Source organism: Streptomyces sp. NBC_00539 (assembly GCF_036346105.1).
Taxonomy (GTDB): domain Bacteria; phylum Actinomycetota; class Actinomycetes; order Streptomycetales; family Streptomycetaceae; genus Streptomyces.
This window is the reverse complement of record NZ_CP107811.1, coordinates 382,610-400,776: the sequence shown is the minus strand read 5'-3', so window position 1 is coordinate 400,776 and position 18,167 is coordinate 382,610. Positions and strand designations below refer to the sequence as shown.

18 protein-coding genes are annotated in these 18,167 nt (G+C 73.6%); 6 read left to right on the top strand and 12 right to left on the bottom strand.

The features are described from left to right. Positions 1-105: 105 nt before the first annotated feature. The 10 genes from OG861_RS01955 to OG861_RS01910 form a co-directional block, all read right to left on the bottom strand. The gene (locus tag OG861_RS01955) at positions 106-1,524 is read right to left on the bottom strand and encodes a HAMP domain-containing sensor histidine kinase (protein WP_329201172.1); all 1,419 of its coding nucleotides are present in this window, start codon (positions 1,522-1,524) and stop codon (positions 106-108) included. Further along, the gene (locus OG861_RS01950) at positions 1,521-2,243 is read right to left on the bottom strand and encodes a response regulator transcription factor (protein WP_329201174.1); all 723 of its coding nucleotides are present in this window, start codon (positions 2,241-2,243) and stop codon (positions 1,521-1,523) included. The genes OG861_RS01955 and OG861_RS01950 overlap by 4 nt, the downstream gene beginning before the upstream one ends. 77 nt (positions 2,244-2,320) lie before the next feature. Continuing rightward, the gene (locus OG861_RS01945; protein ID WP_329201175.1) at positions 2,321-3,067 is read right to left on the bottom strand and encodes a hypothetical protein; all 747 of its coding nucleotides are present in this window, start codon (positions 3,065-3,067) and stop codon (positions 2,321-2,323) included. Continuing rightward, entirely contained in the window at positions 3,064-3,606 is a 543-nt protein-coding gene (locus OG861_RS01940; RefSeq protein WP_329201177.1) for a TlpA family protein disulfide reductase, read from the bottom strand. Before OG861_RS01940 ends, OG861_RS01945 begins: the two co-directional genes overlap by 4 nt. 99 nt (positions 3,607-3,705) lie before the next feature. Next, on the bottom strand, positions 3,706-4,479 hold the full coding sequence (locus tag OG861_RS01935; RefSeq protein WP_329201180.1) for a thioredoxin family protein: 774 nt from the start codon (positions 4,477-4,479) through the stop codon (positions 3,706-3,708). Positions 4,480-4,878: 399 nt separating this feature from the next. Then, positions 4,879-5,439, bottom strand: coding sequence for a hypothetical protein (locus tag OG861_RS01930; protein WP_329201181.1), 561 nt, complete (start codon positions 5,437-5,439; stop codon positions 4,879-4,881). 120 nt (positions 5,440-5,559) lie between these two features. Further along, the gene (locus tag OG861_RS01925) at positions 5,560-6,351 is read right to left on the bottom strand and encodes a CAP domain-containing protein (protein WP_329201183.1); all 792 of its coding nucleotides are present in this window, start codon (positions 6,349-6,351) and stop codon (positions 5,560-5,562) included. Between the two features lie 298 nt (positions 6,352-6,649). Further along, complete coding sequence (locus tag OG861_RS01920; RefSeq protein ID WP_329201185.1) at positions 6,650-7,411, bottom strand: maleylpyruvate isomerase family mycothiol-dependent enzyme; 762 nt, start codon at positions 7,409-7,411, stop codon at positions 6,650-6,652. A 291-nt stretch (positions 7,412-7,702) separates the two neighbouring features. Next, positions 7,703-8,896, bottom strand: a complete 1,194-nt coding sequence (locus tag OG861_RS01915) for a serine hydrolase domain-containing protein (RefSeq protein ID WP_329201187.1) — start codon at positions 8,894-8,896, stop codon at positions 7,703-7,705. Positions 8,897-9,151: 255 nt separating this feature from the next. Then, positions 9,152-10,498: a YihY/virulence factor BrkB family protein gene (locus tag OG861_RS01910; protein ID WP_330261071.1), complete on the bottom strand. Its 1,347-nt coding sequence runs from the start codon at positions 10,496-10,498 to the stop codon at positions 9,152-9,154. 507 nt (positions 10,499-11,005) lie between these two features. Between OG861_RS01910 and OG861_RS01905 the strand changes: the two genes are divergently transcribed. After that, on the top strand, positions 11,006-11,785 hold the full coding sequence (locus OG861_RS01905; RefSeq protein WP_329201191.1) for a maleate cis-trans isomerase family protein: 780 nt from the start codon (positions 11,006-11,008) through the stop codon (positions 11,783-11,785). A gap of 122 nt (positions 11,786-11,907) precedes the next feature. Here the strand turns inward: OG861_RS01905 and OG861_RS01900 are convergent, their stop codons facing one another. Beyond that, entirely contained in the window at positions 11,908-12,714 is an 807-nt protein-coding gene (locus OG861_RS01900) for an SDR family NAD(P)-dependent oxidoreductase (RefSeq protein WP_329201194.1), read from the bottom strand. Between the two features lie 4 nt (positions 12,715-12,718). Further along, entirely contained in the window at positions 12,719-13,183 is a 465-nt protein-coding gene (locus tag OG861_RS01895; protein WP_329201196.1) for an SgcJ/EcaC family oxidoreductase, read from the bottom strand. A gap of 193 nt (positions 13,184-13,376) precedes the next feature. On the opposite strand from OG861_RS01895, the gene OG861_RS01890 reads away from it, so the two are divergent. From OG861_RS01890 to OG861_RS01870, 5 genes are all read left to right on the top strand, one after another. Further along, positions 13,377-13,838, top strand: coding sequence for a MarR family winged helix-turn-helix transcriptional regulator (locus OG861_RS01890; RefSeq protein ID WP_443056717.1), 462 nt, complete (start codon positions 13,377-13,379; stop codon positions 13,836-13,838). Positions 13,839-14,018: 180 nt separating this feature from the next. Continuing rightward, complete coding sequence (locus OG861_RS01885) at positions 14,019-14,363, top strand: hypothetical protein (protein ID WP_329201198.1); 345 nt, start codon at positions 14,019-14,021, stop codon at positions 14,361-14,363. Between the two features lie 146 nt (positions 14,364-14,509). Continuing rightward, the gene (locus tag OG861_RS01880; protein WP_330261070.1) at positions 14,510-15,715 is read left to right on the top strand and encodes a hypothetical protein; all 1,206 of its coding nucleotides are present in this window, start codon (positions 14,510-14,512) and stop codon (positions 15,713-15,715) included. 201 nt (positions 15,716-15,916) lie between these two features. Continuing rightward, positions 15,917-17,110 (top strand): NAD(P)/FAD-dependent oxidoreductase, encoded by a 1,194-nt coding sequence (locus tag OG861_RS01875; protein ID WP_330261069.1) that lies wholly within the window; start codon positions 15,917-15,919, stop codon positions 17,108-17,110. Continuing rightward, a complete protein-coding gene (locus OG861_RS01870) occupies positions 17,107-18,024 on the top strand; it encodes an RNA polymerase sigma-70 factor (protein WP_329201204.1) in 918 nt (305 codons plus the stop codon). The genes OG861_RS01875 and OG861_RS01870 overlap by 4 nt, the downstream gene beginning before the upstream one ends. Positions 18,025-18,167 lie beyond the last annotated feature (143 nt).

The following is an 18,167-nucleotide window of genomic DNA, read 5'->3' as shown; positions in this document are numbered from 1 at the left end:
GCAGAGCCCTTGCTGACGGCGGACGTCCCGGCCGGCCCGAGCCGGGGCCACCCGCAGGCCGCCCGTCCTCGACCCGGCACTCCCGGCGGTCTGACCGCCCGCAGATCAGCTCCGGCGCAAGCCCCGGCGGGCGCGCGGCCAGCGCGGCCGCCGCCGGGACGCGCGGGAGGGACGTCCGGCCGGGGCCGAGGGGGCCAGCGCGAACGTCACGGCGATGTGCGCGCCTCCCAGCCCACCGCGGGAGATGTGCATCGAGCCGCCCGTGACGGTTGCGGCCCGCTGCGCGATGTCGAGTCCCAGTCCGCTGGAACCGCTGCTGCTCCCGCGGGCCAGGGCGCGGTCCGGTTCCGGTATGCCCGGTCCGCCGTCCTCCACGACCAGGCGCACGGCATGGACCGTGCGTACGACGTGGACGGCGAACGGCGTGCCCGGGGCCGTGTGGCGGAAGACGTTCCCGATGAGCGCGTCCACGACGGCGGCGAGGTCGTCGTCGGACAGGCTGACGGCCGTGGGTTCCTGGGTCACGTCCAGGGAGCAGGACCGGTTCTGCTGCTCTGCCAGGACGGACCAGAAGGCAGTGCGCCGGCGCACCACTTCGGCCGCCTCGCAGCGGGGACCGGACACGCCGGCGGCCGCGGGGGAGGCGGAGGGCGGATCCCCCGCGAGCATGCCCTGGCCCATCGGTCCCACGGCGAGCGGGGTGCGCGCAGCGGCGATGATGGCCTGGAGTTCGGTCTCCAGCTCGCCGACCGCCGCCTCGACCCTCGCCGACTCCGGCGAGCCGACCATGCGTTCCGACGCCAGGTGCAGGGCGGTCAGCGGGGTGCGCAGCCGGTGGGACAGGTCGGCGACGAGTTCGCGTTCCACAGCGAGCAGTTCGGTCATGCGGTGGGCCATCGCGTTGAAGGCGACGCCTGCGTCGCGCAGCTCCGCGGGGCCCATCGGCTCCACCCGGCTGTCCAGGTCGCCCTGGCCGAGTGCGCGCGACGCCTGCGCGAGCCGCTTCGACGAGGTGACGACCTTCGCGCCGAGGCGGTCGGCGACCAGCACGGAACCGCCGATCAGTCCCACGGCCAGGAACAGCATGACCGCCCAGGACTCCTTGACCCCGTGGGTCAGTTCCGCCTCGGGTACGAAGTTCTCGACCACGGCGACCTGGTCGCCGGGCAGCACCACGGGCTGCAGGCATATCCAGCCGCCCGGGATCTCCTGGGAGATGGACTCCCGCCCGCGCTGGGCCCGTTCGAGCAGGGCCCTGGGGGCCCTCGAGCTGCCGAGGGGACCGGAACCCGGCAGATGGACGACGAGGCGGTCCGCGGCGTCCAGGCTTGCGGTGGACTCCCGCAGCGCGGTCGGGTCCGAGGTCAGGGTCAGGACCGGCGCCAGGGCGGCGGCGCGCTGTTCGGCCGCGGTGACGGCCTGTTCCTTGACCAGTGACAGCACCAGGGCGGCAAGCGGTATGAGGAAGGAGAGGGCGACCATGGAGGTCACCGCGAGCGCCACTCCGGCCAGTGAGCGTCTCACCGCGGTGCCACCAGTTTGATGCCGACACCGCGGACGGTCAGCAGGTAGCGCGGAGCCACCGCGCGCTCGCCCAGCTTGCGCCGCAAGGACGACAGGTGCACGTCGACCGTCTGGTCGTCCACGTACGGCTCGCGCCAGACCTCGTTCAGCAGCCGGCGTTTGGAGACGACCTGACCGCGGTGGTGGGCGAGGAACGCCAGCAGGTCGAACTCCCGGCGGGTGAGGCGCAGCTCCCGGCCGGCCAGGTGCGCGGTGCGGGCGCCCGGGTCCACCGCCAGCTCGCCCACGAGGACGGGGCCCAGCGGACCGGCCGCGGGGGCCACGGGGGCGCCCGCCGCACCGGCGGCGGCGGGAAGCTGCCCGGTCCGCCGCAGCACGGCGGACAGGCGTGCGATGAGCTGCCCCCCGGAGAAGGGCTTGACGAGGTAGTCGTCGGCGCCCGCGTTGAGGAGGGCGATGATCTCGGTCTCGTCGTCCCGGGCGGTGGCCACCAGCACGGGGACGGAGGATATGCCCCGGATCATGCGCAGCGCGTCCGCCCCGTCCAGATCGGGCAGGCCCAGGTCGAGCACCACGGCGTCGACGCGCGACTGGGTGACCTCCCGCAGGGCGCCGAACCCGTCGGCCGTGCTGCGGACGGCGTACCCGTGCTCCGCCAGGACCTCGATGAGTGACTGGCGGATGCTGGGGTCGTCTTCCACGACCAGGACGCTCGGCATGGGGACACCTTAGGGGCTCGGTCGGAAGGCCCCGCGGGCGGCGGACCCGGAAGCCGGTGCGCCGTCACGCCCGCAGGCTAGGAGGCGTCGAAGACCGCACCGTCGCCGGTGACGTGCAGGCGTACGGGACGGTCGGAGACGGGGATGGTGCAGCCCTCCTGCGTGCTGCAGCTGGCGTAGCCGAGCAGTACCGTCGCGGAGCCGTCTCCAGCGGCGCGCACGGGCAGCGCGGTCGTGACGGGGCCGTCCGGGTAGACCGGCACCGCGGCGTCGACCCCGGCCACGGCGATCGACCGTACCTGCGCGGCGGCCGTCAGCCTGCCCGTCGCCACCAGGGCCCCGGAGACGGCCACCGAGGTCGGTCTGCCCACCCCCTCCACGCCGGTGGGCGGCAGGTCGGTGCTGTAGAGGTGGAAGCCCTTGCCTTCGGGGGCGAACACCGCGGTGAGGGTGCCCGACGAGGCGTGCCACTCGGACACCGTGAGGGTGACGGTGACCCCGTTCTCGGTGAACCGCGCCGTGGGGGCGGGGGCACCGGAGGTTCCCGCGGGCTGGGGTCCGCATGCCGCGAGGGCGGCCAGGCACACGAGCGCCGCGACGGTTCGAACCGTCCGGGCGCGCCTCGGGTCCGCGGAAGGGTTCGGCGCATGCGACTGCAGCCGGTACCCCAGGTCCCGCCACACACCGGCGGCCAGGAGCACACCGGCGAGTACGAGCAGCCCACCACCGGCCCGCAGCAGCGCGCCGGCCGCCGTCCGGCCCCGGTGCCCGCCGCGGGCCCGCGCCAGTACGGCGGCGCTCGCCCACTGCGCGGCCGTCGTCATGCCGCCTCCCGGGCCAGGCGCGCGAGCAGCGGCCGCAGCTGGTCATCGGTGACGGCGCCCCCGATGGCGACGGCGACACGTCCGCGCCGGTCGATCACGAGCGTCGAGGGAACGGACTGCGGGTCGAGCAGCGCCGGAGGGAAGCGCAGCAGCAACTGCCCGTCGGGGTCGTGGATGCTCGGGAAGTCCAGCGCGTGTTCACGGACGAAGGACCGGGCGGCCGCCCTGTCCCGGTCCCGGACGTCGATGCCGAGGAACCGCACTCCCGCGGAACGGGTCTCGACGCCGAGCCGCGCCAGCTCGTCGGCCTCCGCGCGGCAGGGACCGCACCAGGAGCCCCAGACGTTGAGCACGACGACCTGACCCCGCAGCCCGGCCAGGCTCACCGGCTGCCCGTCCAGGTCGTCACCGGCCAGCTCGGGTGCGTCGGGGCGGATGCCGGGGTCCAGGGCCTCGGCCCCGGCCCCGGCCGCGGTCCGGACGACGGCGGTGCCGCCTTGCGCAGAACCGGTGCCGGGATCCTCACGCGGGGCCCCCACCGGCGGCGATGAGGCAGCCGGCCACGGCCACCGCCCCGGCGCCGGCCAGGGCGACGGCGTACGCCCACGTAGCGGCAGGCCGCCCCGGCGCCGGTGGTCTCACGGCGCCCACTTGCGCAGGAAGGAGTTGATGCCGTCGGAGGTGAGGGACGGATTGCCCGTGACGTGGGTGTCGGTGCGCACCGTGCCGGAGGGGGAGACGACGACCAGCACGGGCATGGTGTACGTGCCGCCCGAGGGGCTGTACTTGCGCAGCAGCGCGGAGTTGGCCGAGCTGTTGCCGCCGATGTCGACCTTGACCAGGTGGTACGAGGCCCCGAGGATCGCGGCGGTCTGCGACTGGCCGAACACCTTGTCGGCGGCCTTGCAGTTGCCGCACCAGTTCGCGCCGAAGTCGAGCAGCACCGTCCGGCCGTCGGCCTTGGCCGCGCGCAGCGCCGCGTCGATCTGCTTCTGCGCGTCGGCCGAACTGTCGTAGCCCGGACCGGGTACGGGGGCGGCCGGAGCCGCCGGGGCGGCCGCAGTGGCGTCGCGGGACGGCTTGGCGGACGCCGCGCCGCCGGCGGCGGCGGCGGACCCGGCCCTGGCCGTCGGTGAAGCGGCCCGGACGGTGGCGGAGGCCGAGGGGGACGCCGACGCGGTCGGCGACGCCTCGGGGGACGCGGTGGCGGAGGCCGTCGCGGAGGGCGGGGACTGCACGGACGATGCGGCGGTGGACGGGGCGCCGGCTCCGACGGGCGGCGTGGCGGGTCCGCAGGCGGCGGTCAGCCCGGCCGCGACCACCGCCGCGGCGACCAGCGGCAGCCGCGTTCCGGCGGGCGCGGCGGAGCGGGACGCTGCCGTACGGCGTTCGGTGCGGACGGGTCGGAGCATGCGAGAACTCATGGCGAAGACACCCCAAGGCATGGTTCGGTCTGTGGAGCGGCGAAGACGTCGCCCGGCACGGTGGGAACCGGCGGCGGGGCGGTTCGCCGGGGATGTCGCACCCCGGCGCCGTGGCCGCTCGGTGACGCGAGCATAGGGCGGCGCGGGGCCGAGGGAACGGCCTCGGCGTGATCTTGAGGTTGCCCTAAGGAACAGCTCACCTTCCGCTTCGCCGGAACCCGGTCCACGGGGGGACAGAGGGCGGTGAACCCGGCGGAAGGGGCTGATGGGTGAGAGAGCGGCACGAACCGGCCGACGTCGGGCGGCTCTTGCGGACTTCGAGACCTCGACCCGTGGAGATCTCGGGGTTCGCGCCCTCGGCACCTCGGTCATCGCGACCTATGGGTCTCAGAACGACGTTTCGCGGACGCCGGCCTTCGCCGCAGGCTCGATGGTCGCGGTGATGACCGAGCGGTGGTCGTCGCTGGTGAACGTGACCGTGAGGGTGTCGTCCGATGTCTGCGAGGTGGTGGCACGGAAACCGCGGCTCGGGATCGCGGAGATCAGGCACACGCCCCGACTGCCGTACCGGACCGTGGCCTTGCCGCCCTGCGAGGGGACGGTGTGCAGGCCCGCTCCGCCGTCCTCGCAGTCCACGGAGGTCTTGGATGCCGCGGTCCGGGGCAACGCCGAGGAGCTCTTGGCCGGGGTAGGAGCCGCCGGGGAGGACGGCTGCGCCGACACCGTGGGCGGGGCCACGGCGGACGGGGACGGCGACGGCTCGCTCGGTGCGGGGCTCGTGCCGGCCTGCCACGCGGGCGGCGTCTCGATGACCACCGGGGCGGACCGGGCCACCGGGGGTGTGTGGCGGGTCGTGCCGACCACGAACCGGACCGTGCCGAGCACGGCGGCCACGCTGGCGGCCGTGCACGACAGCCATATGAGCAGGTAACGCGGAATCCGGGGCACGGCCCCATAGTGAACGACGCGCGGGCCGCGCCGTCATCGAGGCCGGTGAACGCCGACGTCCCCGACCCGCGGACGGGCCGCAGGACAGGGCCGTACCGGGATCGGGGGGCCGAGGGCCGCCTACCTCGGGGTGCCGAAGTCCTGCGTCCACCACGGACCGCCGTCGCCCTTGTGGACGCCTATACCGATCTCGGTGAAGGCGCAGTTGAGGATGTTGGCCCGGTGCCCGGGGCTGTTCATCCAGGCGTTCATGACCGCGTCGGCGTCGGCTTGGCCGCGGGCTATGTTCTCGCCGAGCCGGGACCAGCCGTACCCGGCGGCCTCCACCCGGCTGGTCATGGTCGACCCGTCGGGACCGGTGTGGGACATGACGCCGCTGCGGGCCATCGTGTCGCTGTACGCCCGCGCGGCGGCGGTCAGGGCGGAGTCCGTGGCGAGCGGGCCGCATCCGGCGGCGGCCCGCTCCTTGTTGACGAGGGCCAGGACCGCGGATTCGGTGCCCTTGTCGGCGGTGCCGGAGCCCCCGGACCCGCCCGATCCGCCCGATCCGCCCGATCCACCAGTTCCGCCGGACCCGCTGCCCGTGGTCCGGGCAGGCTTGGGCTTGGGTGTGGGCGTGGCCTTCTCGGGCTCGGGGGTCTGCGACTCGGCGGGGGCGCTGCTCTGCGCGGCCGACGGCGTCGCGGGAGTGGGGGATCCCGTGGCCGAGGTCGAGGGGCTGGGGGAGGCCGGGGCAGGAGTCTGCGTGGCCGCGGGGGCGCCGGTGCCCGCTCCCGCCGTCTTCGACACCGCGCCCGCGGCTCCGTCGGCCCGCGCGTCCGGGTGGCCAGCACCGTCGGAGTCGGCCACCGCGACCCCGACCGCCACCGCAGCGGCCGCGGCGGTGACCGACAGCACGATGCGCGTACGCACGGTCTTCCTCCGCCGTGACTCGACGCGGGACGGGACGACGGGAGTTCGGCTACGGCTCATGCCGGTCACACCTCACAAGGCTGGGAAAGCAGGGGAGTTCACCCGAGCCTAGGCCCGTGACCAGCGCAGACCGCGCCGTGGAGGCGTTCTTCAGACTCCCTTAAGGAAGCCCGCAGGCCCACCTCAGGGACGAGCCGGACCATCCCCGGGACGCCGTACCGTCCGCACGTCATCCGTCCCTCGCGGTCCGGGCGCGCCGACACGTGCCTGCCGATGGTGCTCTTCAGGTGGTCCGGGCCTAGAAGGCGGAGTGGGTGAACCAGTGGGCGAGCAGGTCCGGGTCGCCGAGCAGGTGGAAGGCGTCGTCCTGGCGGTCCAGGCGGCCGTAGAGGAGCAGCAGCAGGTCGGCGGCCGTTCCCTGGACCGCGGCGTCCGCAGTGCCGGGCCCGTCGCCTTCGGCCACCAGGGCGAAGCCGTCGGGGCGCAGGCCGACCAGCCAGTCGCCGTCGCCGTCCGTGCAGGTGAAGCGAACCGCCCGGTGAGGGGCGCGGAGTTGGGCGGTCAGCGGCGCGAAAGGAGACGCGAACGGCAGGTTGGTGAGGAACTCGTCGATGCCGTCGACCGCCAGCGCACGGTCGATGTGCGGGGAGAGTCCGAGTGCGAGCTGGGCGTCGGCTCGGTGGACCAGGGTCTCGAACAGCATGCGCCGCACCCAGAACCGGGCGTGCTGGTCGACTCCCCAGGCCCACATCGGTGCGTCAAGGTCGGTGGCGGCGAACACCTCGGCGGCCTCGCGCGCACTCGCGGCCAGCCAGCCGGGGAGGCCGTCCGGTTGCTCCGGCAGGCGGAGGTCCACTTCGCGGCTGGTCGGCGGCTGCTGGACGCGGCGGCGGAGCAGCTCGGTGAACCAGCGGTGCACGCTGCCGACGTGTTGCGTGAGGTCCCCGACGGTCCAGCCGGGGCAGGTCGGCACAGGGGTGGAGAGGTCGGCCGCGGTGACCGTGGCGACGAACTCGGCGGTCTCGGCCGCGACGGCCGCTGCGTGCTGGGCGGGGTTCATGTGCGCCTTCCTCTGGTGGTGCTGCCCCGGCGGGCGTCAATGCTTAATGATATGGATAGTTTATGTCATTAAGCAATGTGAAGCCAGTCGGGTGAGCGCCGGCCATCGGTGCGCTTCGGGGGGAGGGGCGCGGGCAGCGGAAGGGCAAGGGCCGTCCGAGCGAGCCGTTTCAGCGGCCACTGGACGTTCCGGGGCAGCGGCGGGGGAGAACGACGGCCGTCGGCCGTTCCCGTCGCCGCGGTGATCCACGGCACTGCCGGGGCGGGCCGTTCGGATCGGGGCCGGGCCGGTTCAGTGGTCCTTGAGGAGTGCGCAGGCGAAGTCCTCCTGGACCGTGCGGAGTCGGGCGAGCAGTGCGGGCTTGTTGCTCTTGCTGGTCTGGGTGTTGATGGAGAACGTGAGGGAGCGGGTGCCGTCCGGGGTGGTGGCCGCGAGCTGGGTGTAGCCGGGGAAGTTGCCGGTGTGACCGTAGAGGACGCCGCAGCGGGTGGTGTACTGGTAGATCGCGAGCCCTGCGGCGTTGGTGCCGGGACCCGCCGGTTCCGAGGAGTCGCCCGGGCGGAAGGTGAGCTGCTCCTTGCGGGTCTTCTCCGACAGCAGGGCGGGGCCCCCGTACGCGCGGATGAAGACGCCCAGTTCCCTCGGGGTGGAGACGATGCCGCCGGAGGCCCATACCCCGGAGGCGCTGAGGGCCTCGCTGACGTCCTCGGGTGCGGCGCCCGGGGTGACGTCGTAGCCGTGCAGGTACGGCCGGGGGAGCCGGTAGCCCAGGGGCAGGCTGGTCTGCCGCAGGCCGAGGGGGCGGTACACGAGGTCCTTGAGCAGGTCCTCGTAGCGACGGCCGGTGGCCGCCTCGGCCATGAGCGCCACGGCGATGTTGTCGGAGTTGGAGTACTCGTACAGGGTGCCCGGTCGGAACTGCAGCGGCTCGTCCGCGACGAAGTCGAGGAGGGTGCGCGGGTCGAACAGGTGGCGGGGGTCGGCCTGGAGGATGCTCAGGAACTCGGGGTCGGTCGTGTAGTCGGGCAGGCCGCTGGTGTGCTGGAGGAGCTGGCGCAGGGTCACCGCGTGCCAGTCGGCGGGCAGAGCGGGCAGCCGCTCCCCGATGGTGTCGTCGAGGGAGAGGACGTTCTCGTCGACGAGCCGGAGGGCCACGGCCCCGCTGAGCGCCTTCGCGATGCTGGCGATGCGCATGTGGTCGTCGAGGTCCGGCCGCCGTCCCGTGGCGACGTCCCCGACACCGGCGGTGTACACCTGCGTCCGGCCGCTCCTGGTGAGTACGGCGATCGCCCCGGGCGGGCCGTCGTCCTGGGCGACGAGCCGTTCGAGTCGCTGCTGGAGGCGCTCGTCGTGGTCCGGGCGTCCTCCTGCGGCGCCCGGACCCGCGCTCGCCGCCTGCGCGGGCGGGAGGAGCGCGCCGAGCGCGGCGGCGGTGAGGGCGGCGGCGGACAGGCCGGTGCGGAAGCGGCGAACGCGGGTGGGCACGGGTGTCTCCCGGTGTGGAGCGGTGTCGGCCGGCGGGTGGTGCGGGCCTTGCGGTACCGCGTGCTTAGCAGCCGTGCGTGCGTGCCGGACACGCGCCGCGCGCGGCCGGGTCCGGTCGGCGGACACGCACGTCCCCCAGGCGTGGCGTGTCGCACCTCGGTGCCGCACCGGGGGCGTCACAGCCCCTCCTGCGTCGGGTCTGCCGCTTCTTCCGGATCACGTCGCCGGCGGACCGCCGTAGCACGGAGCGCCCCGTCACGGACGACTCGGCCCGCCGCTCTCCGGTACCGTGCGGGCGGCCTCGTCCCGTGGGTCGGCGGTGGTCCACTGCCGCACGCACGCGGCGTCCAATCCGGTCTCCGCAGTGATCAGCTCAGCGGGGACACCGGCGCGGTGGGCTGCTCGCGCGGCCCGCTGCAGGTCGGCGATCCGGCCCGCCAGCCCGTGCTCACGCGCCACCTCGGGAGCCGTGACCAGCATGCAGGCTTCGGCGGCCAGGTGTCGCATCGTGGACCGCAGCCGTTCGCGGGCCAGCGTCGGGTCGAGGGCGGACCGGTCTTCCTGCGGCCCGTCGGTCTCGCCGGAGCCGGATACCGGGTTGGGAGCGGACGCCGCGTCCGACGGTGGCGGATCGGTCAGCGGCTGCCGGTCCGCCTCGGCGCTGAACCTCACCGCCACCGTCTGCTCCGGTCGGCGTTCCTCCATCTTCGCCAACAGGACGAACGCGGCTTTGTCCTGCGCGGTGAAGGGGGGCTGGGTCATCGAGCGCGGCCACAAGCGGTAGCGCAGGACCACGTTGATCTCCGCTGCGAGCAGCGTCAGCCGGGCACCGATGTACAGCCAGGACAGCAACCCGATCACGATCGCGAAGAAACCGTAGATGTCGCTGGCGTGGGATATGGCATGGCGGACGTAGAACGTGCCCGCTGCCTGTAGCACCTGCCAGAAGGCGGTGGCGAGCGCCGCGCCCACCAGGACGTCGCGTACGCGCACCGTGGCCGCGGTCAGAACGGTGAAGGCGACGAGGAAGACCCCGAAGTTGACCAGTGCCGCCACCGCCCACGTCCACGGCCCGGCGAGCGCTCCGAGCCCGGAACCGAGGCCGGCCAGTGTGGTGGACATCAAGATCGCCAGTCCCAGCAGCACCAGGACCGTGAAGCCCCGCAGCTGCCGGCCGACGTACCCCGGCCAAAGCTTGAACGGAACGTTCCACATGGTGTTCATCGCGTTCAGGGACGCCTGACCGAGCCCCTGGGTGCCGTACACCGCGCCGAGCAGACCCAGTACCAGCGCCAGGCCGCTGCCGCGCAGGGGGTGTGCGGAGCTGCGCAACTGGCTGCCGAGGACGGGAAAGTTGGCCAGCGCCGAGGTCACCAGCCGATGCTCGAGAGCAGGGTGCCCACCGAGCACGAAGCCGAGGATCGTCGAGAACAGCAGCAGCAGAGGAAAGATCGCGAACATCCCGTACCAGGCGATGAGCGTGGCCTTGCCGCCGGCCTGGTCATTGCCGAACTTCTGCATGACCGCGAACGGCAGCCCCAGCACGGCGTGGCGCTGTTGGAACTGATCGACGCGCCGTACCACAACCTCCGCGCGGTTCATCACGCCACCTCCGGGCAAACCTGCAGACGAGGGCCTCCCTCCCATCGTGCTCCTGATCGACCTCGCGCAGCCAGGCAGGAGCCGATCATGGGGGGAGGCCGCGTGCGTGTCCGCTCGTCGGCGTCATTGCTCTACGCATGTGCAAAGTCACTGCGCCTTCGTGAGCGCCGACGGCCCTGGGGGCGGTCCGGTCGGCCCCGTGCGTACCTCCTCGGCCGCCGGCCGCCCGAGGATGACGTACGGATCTCCCTCCTGCTCTCGTGGCTGCGCACCCGGACGGTACGACCCGCCGACGCCGAGCCGTGAGCTCCTCGGGCACGGACGCCGTTGGTCGACAAGGCCGGCCGTGCGGGCCGGGTGGTGACGCGGTGGCCCGGCGAGGCGGGTGCCCTTGCGGCCGGGCGGCCGGTGGGCCCGTCGGCGTGGCGATTCCGCGTTGCCGGCGGGTGGCGGGGACATGATGGGGCCTCAGGACGCGTGCTGCTGCGGATGCGGAGGGCGAACAGGGTGTACCGACCCGACGGCTGGGACACGCGGGTGCGGATCGGAGTGCTGACCCCGCATGCCGATGTAGGGCCGGAGTCGGAACTGCGGGCCATGACACCCGGCGACATCGGCATCCACGCGGCCAGGGTCCCCTTCGGCGCGATGCGATCAGGCGGCGCCATGGATCCCACGATCGCGCTCGCTCCCGTACGGGCCTTCGCCGAACCTCCGCATGTCGACGCCGCGGCGGAGCTGCTGGCGGCAGCGCCCGTCGACGTGCTCGCGTTCGCCTTCACCAGCTCGGCGTACGTGATCGGGGCCGCAGCCGACGCGGCGATGCTGGACCGGCTGTCCGCTCGGGCGCACGGCCTGCCGGTCGTCGGTACCTGCTCCGCGACGACCCTGGCGCTGCGGGCCGTGGGGGCGGACCGCATCGCCCTGGTCGACCCGCCGTGGTTCAGCGGAGAACTGAACCGTCTCGGCCGGGCCTACTACGAAGCCGCGGGCTTCGGTGTGGCGTACGCCGCTCCCTGCTCGCTCCCCAGCGGGCAGCAACTGATCCGGCCCGCCGACCTGCACGACTGGGTCGTGGCCCACGTACCGGCCGAAGCCGAGGCCGTGGTCATCGGCGGCAACGGATTCCGCGCCGTCGGAGCGGTGGAGAGCCTGGAACGGACGCTGGGGCGCCCTGTGCTGACGGCCAACCAGGTACTGCTGTGGGCCGCGCTCCGCGCAGCCGGAACCTCAGCCGCCGCCATCGACGGGTACGGGCAACTGTTCTCGCGCGCTGCCGACCGGTGATGCCACCGCTTACACCGAACCAGCCGGCGCAGCGCCGGCTGGTTCGGTGAAGGCGCTGCGCCGGAGAACCGGGCGCCGGGCCGCGGCGAGCCGGGCCCATCCGGTGCGGCGCCCGTCGGACGTCACCGGCGTGTCCGCCGGCCGGTCTTCTCCCGGGCGAGCAGGGCGAGCGCCAGGCGGCGGGGCAGGAGCCGGGCGGCCAGGGCGAAGAGGCGGTTGGCCGCGCCCGGGACGACCGTTGGTCCGGTGCCCGCCCGCAAGGCGTGCAGTGCGGCCGCGACGACCTGGTCGGGTGTCCGGACGAACGCGGTGGGCACGTCTTCGTGCCGCTGGGACTCGGTCACCGTCATCCCGGGGCAGAGCGCCAGCACGCGGACCCCGCTGTGGCGGTGTGCCGCCCAGAGCGCCTCGGTGAGGCTGGTGGTGAACGCCTTGGTGGCGCTGTAGACGGCGAGGTCCTGCTTCGGCGTCCGGCCGAGGGTGGAGGACACGTTCAGCAGCGCGTCCCCGGGACGGGCCCGGGCCAGGAAGGCGTGCGTCAGGACGGTCACGGCACGGCAGTTCAGGCGCAGCATCTCCTCCGCCCGCTCCAGCGGCGTGGCGGCGAACGGGCCGGCCGTTGCCGTCCCGGCGTTGTTGACCAGCAGGCGGGGGCGGCTGTCGGCGATCAGTTCGGCGGTGCGGCGCAGTCCGTCGTCGGCGGCGAGGTCGGCGGCGAGCCACTCGTGCCCGGGGCCGAGTCGTGTCGTGAGCGCGCGCAGCCGGTCGGCGTCGCGGGCGACGGCGATCACGCGGTAGCCGTCCGCGGCCAGCCGGTGGGCGAACGCCCGTCCTATGCCGGCGCTCGCCCCGGTGACCAGCGCCGTCGGCCGGGCACTGACGGGCGGGTGCGGGTCGGGGTGCGGGTGGGCGGCGGTGGTGTCCGGCACGGGGTCAGCCCGCAGCGGGACGGGTCGCGGGCTGGGCGCGGAAGGAGAAGGCCTCCATCAGTGGTCGGCGGGCGGTCTTCTGCACGGCCGCGACCCGCCACCGCCCGGCCGCCCCGCGGACGATGACGTACGTGGCGACCTTGCCGAGCCGGCCCGGCTTCGCCGCCTGCTTGCGCACCGCGCCGCGCGTCACCGCCACGGCGGTGTGCGGGCCGTGGAACCGCAGGTCGACGACGTCGAGGTCGAGCCGGGTGCCCTTGAGGAAGCTGTCGAACAGCGCCTGGTGCGCGCGGCCGATCTCGGCGCCGCCGCGGTACAGGGTGCCCACGTAGGTGACGTCGGTGGCGTCCTCGGTGAAGCAGTCCCCGTACGCGGCTCCATCACCGGCTGCCCAGGCTGCGGCGCTGCGGCGCAGCAGGGCGTGGACCGCGTGGGTCTCCTCGGGGCGGGCGGGCTGCTGGATCGTCATGCCGGTTTCCTCCGAAGGGTGAGTGCGAGTAGCGGGTGCCGACGTCGGAGGTGTGGGCGCGTCCGGTATGGAGGTGTTGGTGCGCACGCTCTCCCCTCCGTGGTAGCTTCCCAGAAGAAGATGATTCAGTTAAGCATCTTCTTCTCAGGAGATTTCTCTTCCCTGAGGAAGAGATTAGGGAGTGGGGACGCCCGTGTCAACGCACGCCATGCCGCCCGGGGCGAGTGAGACCTACCGCCGGTACCTGAGCGCCGTCATGCTGCACGGCCACGCCAGCGCCAAGGCGTGCGAGCTCGGCGCCACCGACCTGTACGCGCTGAACATCCTGGGGCTCACGGGTCCCATGACCCCCGGCGAGCTCGGGACGCGCACTGGTCTGACCACCGGCCCCACCACCCGGCTGATCGACCGGCTGGAGTCCGCCGGGTACGTGCGCCGCGCGCCGTCCCCCGACGACCGGCGCAAGGTGATCGTCGAACCGGTCGGCAAACCCGCCGGGCTCGACGAGGCGATGGCCCCCGCCCGGCAGCGGATCGGTGAACTCCTCTCCGGCTACACCCCCGAGCAACTCGCCGTGCTGTTCGACTACTTCGCCCGCGCCGCCGACGCCTACCAGGACGCCGCCGAGCAACTGCGCGACAGCGAGTTCCACTGACACCCCGGCAGCAGCCCCCGGCCCGCGAGCCGGGCGGCGCGTCACCGCTCCGGCACCGGCACGGTGACAGCTCCGGCACCGGCATGGCCTGCCGCACTGCGGACGAGGGCCGGCCGGCGTCCGCTACGAGCAGTTGCACCCTCCTAACAGGCCCCTGACCGGTTCGCGGATGCGGTGAGCGTGGCACCGCAGTGTCCTCGCGCCGCCGGCCACGACCTGGCCCACCACCACGGCTTGGAACTGGTCTTCGGTGACCCGGTGATGGTCAGTTGCCCGTCCGCGTTCCACGATCCCGCCTTCCGCGCCCCGACGCCCGACGAGCCCCTGCGGGTCGCCCGTCAGCTCGGAGGGACGACGCCCGTCGTGGTCGCCTTCGAGGCGGACGCCGGTGGGCAGGAGCCGGTCTCGTGCCTGATCGCCGCGGAGCGACTCGACATCGTCCGGGAAACGGTCCTGCGCTACTGGCGCGAGGATGCCGCCCCCGGTCAGCGCTTCGCCCCCTGGGTGCGGCCCCCGGACCAGTAGGCGGCCCCTGGTTGTCGCGCGTCGTCAGGGCGGGGCGCGCGGGTCGGCCCCAAGTCGGTTCCCTCTGCCCCGGGCGCTGCGGCAGCCGGTGGAACCCGGCAGGAAATGGGGGGCCCTTCGGCCGCCCCTGGACGTAGCATCGCCCGATGCGGAAGATCAACACGCTGATACCGGAGCGGGGGCGGCCCGACAGCGCCGCCCTGCACGCCCACGACCCCGATGCCCTCGCCCGCTACGTCCTGGACACCGGCAACGTCTGGTGGCGCCGCCGGACGTGCGCGGGTGCGCTCGCCGGCCGGGTCCCGGAGACCCGGGTCGCGGGCCTCATCGACCGGATCCGGGACGAGGACGAGACGGCCGAGGTGCGCATCGCGCTCCTCGACCTCCTCGCGGGCCGCACCGAGCTCCTGCCCTGGCTGCGCGGCGAGGAACAGCGGGGCGACGGTTCGTACGGCGTCGCCGAGGCCGTACTGAAGGCGCGTGGTCTGCTCGGCGACCGAACCGCCGCCGCTGCCCTGTCCACGCTCGCGGCTTCGCCCTGGCAGCGGTGGCGGGAGATCGGGGAGGCCGGTCTCGACGGTCTGGTGGAGTGTCACGGCGTCGACGAAGTCCTGGCCGAGCTCGGAGAGGACCGGCCTGAGGACCGCCGCTTCGCGCTCCGGACGTGGCACCGCGCGGGGCGGGACGTGACGCCGTACCTGGCCGACCCGGACCGCGGCGTCGCGCATCTCGCCCAGTCGCTCGTCGCGGACCCGGACCGGCTGCGCTCCTTCCTGGACGGGGCGCCCGCCCCCGAGGCCGCCGTGCGGGCCGCGTGCGCCCTCCACCAGCTCACCGAGGACGCTGCGCAGACCCGTCGGATCGACGAGCGGCTGGGCAGCCCGCGGACCGAGGTCGACGGCCTGGACGAGGAACTGCGCCGGGCGATCGTCCACGAGTACGCACCCTGGTGCGAGCGGCAGAGCGACCCCCGATGGCGCCTGGAAGCCCTGTGTACCGAGCCGCCCGCCCACCCGGACCCGCCCGCTCAACTCGCGCGTGCGACCGCCGCGATGACTGCGGCCGGGCTCGCCCCTGGACCGGCGGTCTCCGCCGGCGACCACCACCGGCAGGGCGACGGCACCTATCACGTGATCCCGTGCGGCGACGAGGAGATCCACGTCAGCACCCTCGGACGTTTCGTGACGGGCCACGACGACCGGCATCCCGCCCGACAGGCCCTGGAGGAGGCCGGTTTCCGCTGGATCGACGGGACGACCGGCGGCATCCGGGTCACCGGTCTGTGCGTGTACCACTTCGGCGCACGCGAGCCCCTCGACGTCGACACCCTGCTGTTCTACTGGCAGGACTGAGCCGGCAGGCCCGGGCCGGGAGGACCGGGAAGGTCCCGCACACCAGGTCCACCGGTTCCGGCGGCGCGCCGCCGCGCGGCCGCGCCTCTTCATGATGTGGCCCAGCTCACACCGACCCCATGTCACGAACGGAAGGGCAGCTTGCGTCTGGTGGTCGTCCGCACGGCGGGAACCACCGACACGAGAAGAGACAGCAGAGCGATGGACACGACGACAGCGCAGCAGCACGAGGTCCTGGTCCTGGGCGCCGGTTACGCCGGGCTCTCCGCCGCGATCCAGCTCGCGGCCCGCACCAGGAAGCGCGGGAACCTGCGAGTGACGCTGGTCAACCCCTACGACACGTTCACCGAGCGGCTCCGACTGCACATGACCGCCACCGGCCAGGAGACGGCCGAGATGAACATCCCGGAGTTGCTGGCCGGCACCGGCGCCGAGTTCGTCCGCGGCTGGGTCACCGCCGTGGACACGGCGGCCAAAACCGTCCGGATCGACGACGACCGGCTCCTGCACTACGACACCCTGGTCTACGGGCTGGGCAGCGTCGCGGACACCGTCACCGTCCCCGGGGTGGACGACCACGCCTACACCCTCAACAGCCCGGAGGACGCCGCGCTCCTCGCCGACAGGCTGACCCGGCTCGACGGGGGGACCGTCGTCGTCGGCGGCAGCGGCCTCACCGGCGTCGAGGCCGCCGCGGAGATCGCCGAGCAGCACCCGGAGCTCCAGGTGGTACTGCTGGGCCGGGGGGAGCCGGGCGCGAGCATGCACCCGAAGGCCAAGGCCCACCTGGACGCGGCGCTCGCCCGGCTCGGCGTGCGGGTCCGCAGCGGCGTCGAGGTGGCCAAGGTGCTGCCGGACGGCGTCGAGCTCGCGGACGGCACCGGCATCCCGGCGGCCGCGGTGCTGTGGACCAGCGGCACCCGCGTCTCACCGCTGGCCGGCGCCGCCGGCCTGACCGTGGACGAGCGCGGCCGCGTGGTCACCGACAGCGCACTGCGCTCGGTCTCCCACCCGGACGTCTACGCCGTGGGCGACGCGGCGGCGATCCGTCAGGGCTACGGCGTGATGCACGGGACCTGCCAGGGCGGCATGCCCACCGGCGTGCACGCGGCCCTGTCGATCCTGCGGGTGCTGGCCGGCAAGGAGCCCAAGCCCTTCCGCTTCGGCTACTACCACACACCTGTCAGCCTGGGCAGGAACGACGCCGTCGTACAGTTCACCCGCCCCGACGACAGCCCGCGCCGGATCGTGCTGACCGGCAAGCGGGCCGCGAAGTACAAGGAGACGGTCACCGCCGCGCCGTGGGCGACCTTCGCCCGCATGAAGAAGATGCCCGCCTCGGGCGCCCTCTGGCCGCATGGCGGCCGCTACACCCGGATCAGGAGCGCCAAGTGACCCAGCCGCAGCAGACCGGCCCCGACGAGCTCGCCTTCCAGCAGTACCGCACCCTGCTCTTCTCCGTCGGCTACCGCATCCTCGGTACGGCGGCCGACGCCGAGGACGTCGTCCAGGACGCCTGGCTCAAGTGGTCGGCGGCCGACCGCTCCCAGGTCGCCGACCCCAAGGCCTACCTGACCCGGATCATCTCCAACCTGGCGATGGAGCGGCTGCGTTCGACCCGCCACCAGCGCGAGACCTACGTGGGACCGTGGCTGCCCGAGCCGATCCTCACCGGTCCGGACACCGCCGACGGCGTCGCCGCGGCGGACTCCGTCTCCATGGCCCTGCTGGTCGTCCTGGAGACGCTGAGCCCGCTGGAGCGGGCGGTGTTCGTCCTGAAGGAGGCTTTCGCCTTCAGTTATGCGGAGATCGCGGAGGCGGTGGAACGCTCCGAGCCGGCGGTCCGGCAGGCCGCGCACCGCGCCCGCGAGCACGTGCAGGCCCGTCGGCCCCGCTTCCCGGCGGACCGCGCCAGCCAACGCGCGGCCAGCGAGCGTTTCTTCGCGGCGGCGACGGGCGGTGACATCAACACCCTCATGGAGGTGCTCTCCCCGGACGTGACGCTGTGGACCGACGGCGGTGGCAAGGTCCGCCAGGCACTCAAGCCGGTCGTCGGCCTGGAGACGGTGGCCCGTTGGTTCGCCGCGCTCGGCACGGTGGCCTACCAGGGCGTCGAGCCCGGTCAGATGCGGGCGGAGCTGACCTGGATCAACGGCGGCCCGGGGGTGGTCTTCCGCGGCCCGGACCGCGTGATCGCGACGCTGACCTTCGACTTCGACGCGGAGGGCCGCATCTCGGCCATCCACAACGTGGCAAACCCCGACAAGCTGCACGCCGTCGCGGGCGGCACGCGGCACGAACTCTCCTGAAGGGCGCGGCCGTTGTCCTGATCGCGGCGTGGTGGCGCGCTCGTTTGGTGAGAAGGTATCACGCAGTCTATTGCCTCTCACGAAGTCGCGTTATACCTTCTCATCATCGCTTGAGCCTCTGCCCCGCGCCGCACGCCGCACGT

Coding starts and splice junctions, on each gene's coding strand:
- OG861_RS01950 (WP_329201174.1), bottom strand. CDS start 2,243: ATGCCGAGCGTCCTGGTCGTGGAAGACGACCCCAGCATCCGCCAGTCA.
- OG861_RS01945 (WP_329201175.1), bottom strand. CDS start 3,067: ATGACGACGGCCGCGCAGTGGGCGAGCGCCGCCGTACTGGCGCGGGCC.
- OG861_RS01935 (WP_329201180.1), bottom strand. CDS start 4,479: ATGCTCCGACCCGTCCGCACCGAACGCCGTACGGCAGCGTCCCGCTCC.
- OG861_RS01920 (WP_329201185.1), bottom strand. CDS start 7,411: ATGAACCCCGCCCAGCACGCAGCGGCCGTCGCGGCCGAGACCGCCGAG.
- OG861_RS01910 (WP_330261071.1), bottom strand. CDS start 10,498: ATGAACCGCGCGGAGGTTGTGGTACGGCGCGTCGATCAGTTCCAACAG.
- OG861_RS01895 (WP_329201196.1), bottom strand. CDS start 13,183: ATGACGATCCAGCAGCCCGCCCGCCCCGAGGAGACCCACGCGGTCCAC.
- OG861_RS01880 (WP_330261070.1), top strand. CDS start 14,510: ATGCGGAAGATCAACACGCTGATACCGGAGCGGGGGCGGCCCGACAGC.
- OG861_RS01875 (WP_330261069.1), top strand. CDS start 15,917: ATGGACACGACGACAGCGCAGCAGCACGAGGTCCTGGTCCTGGGCGCC.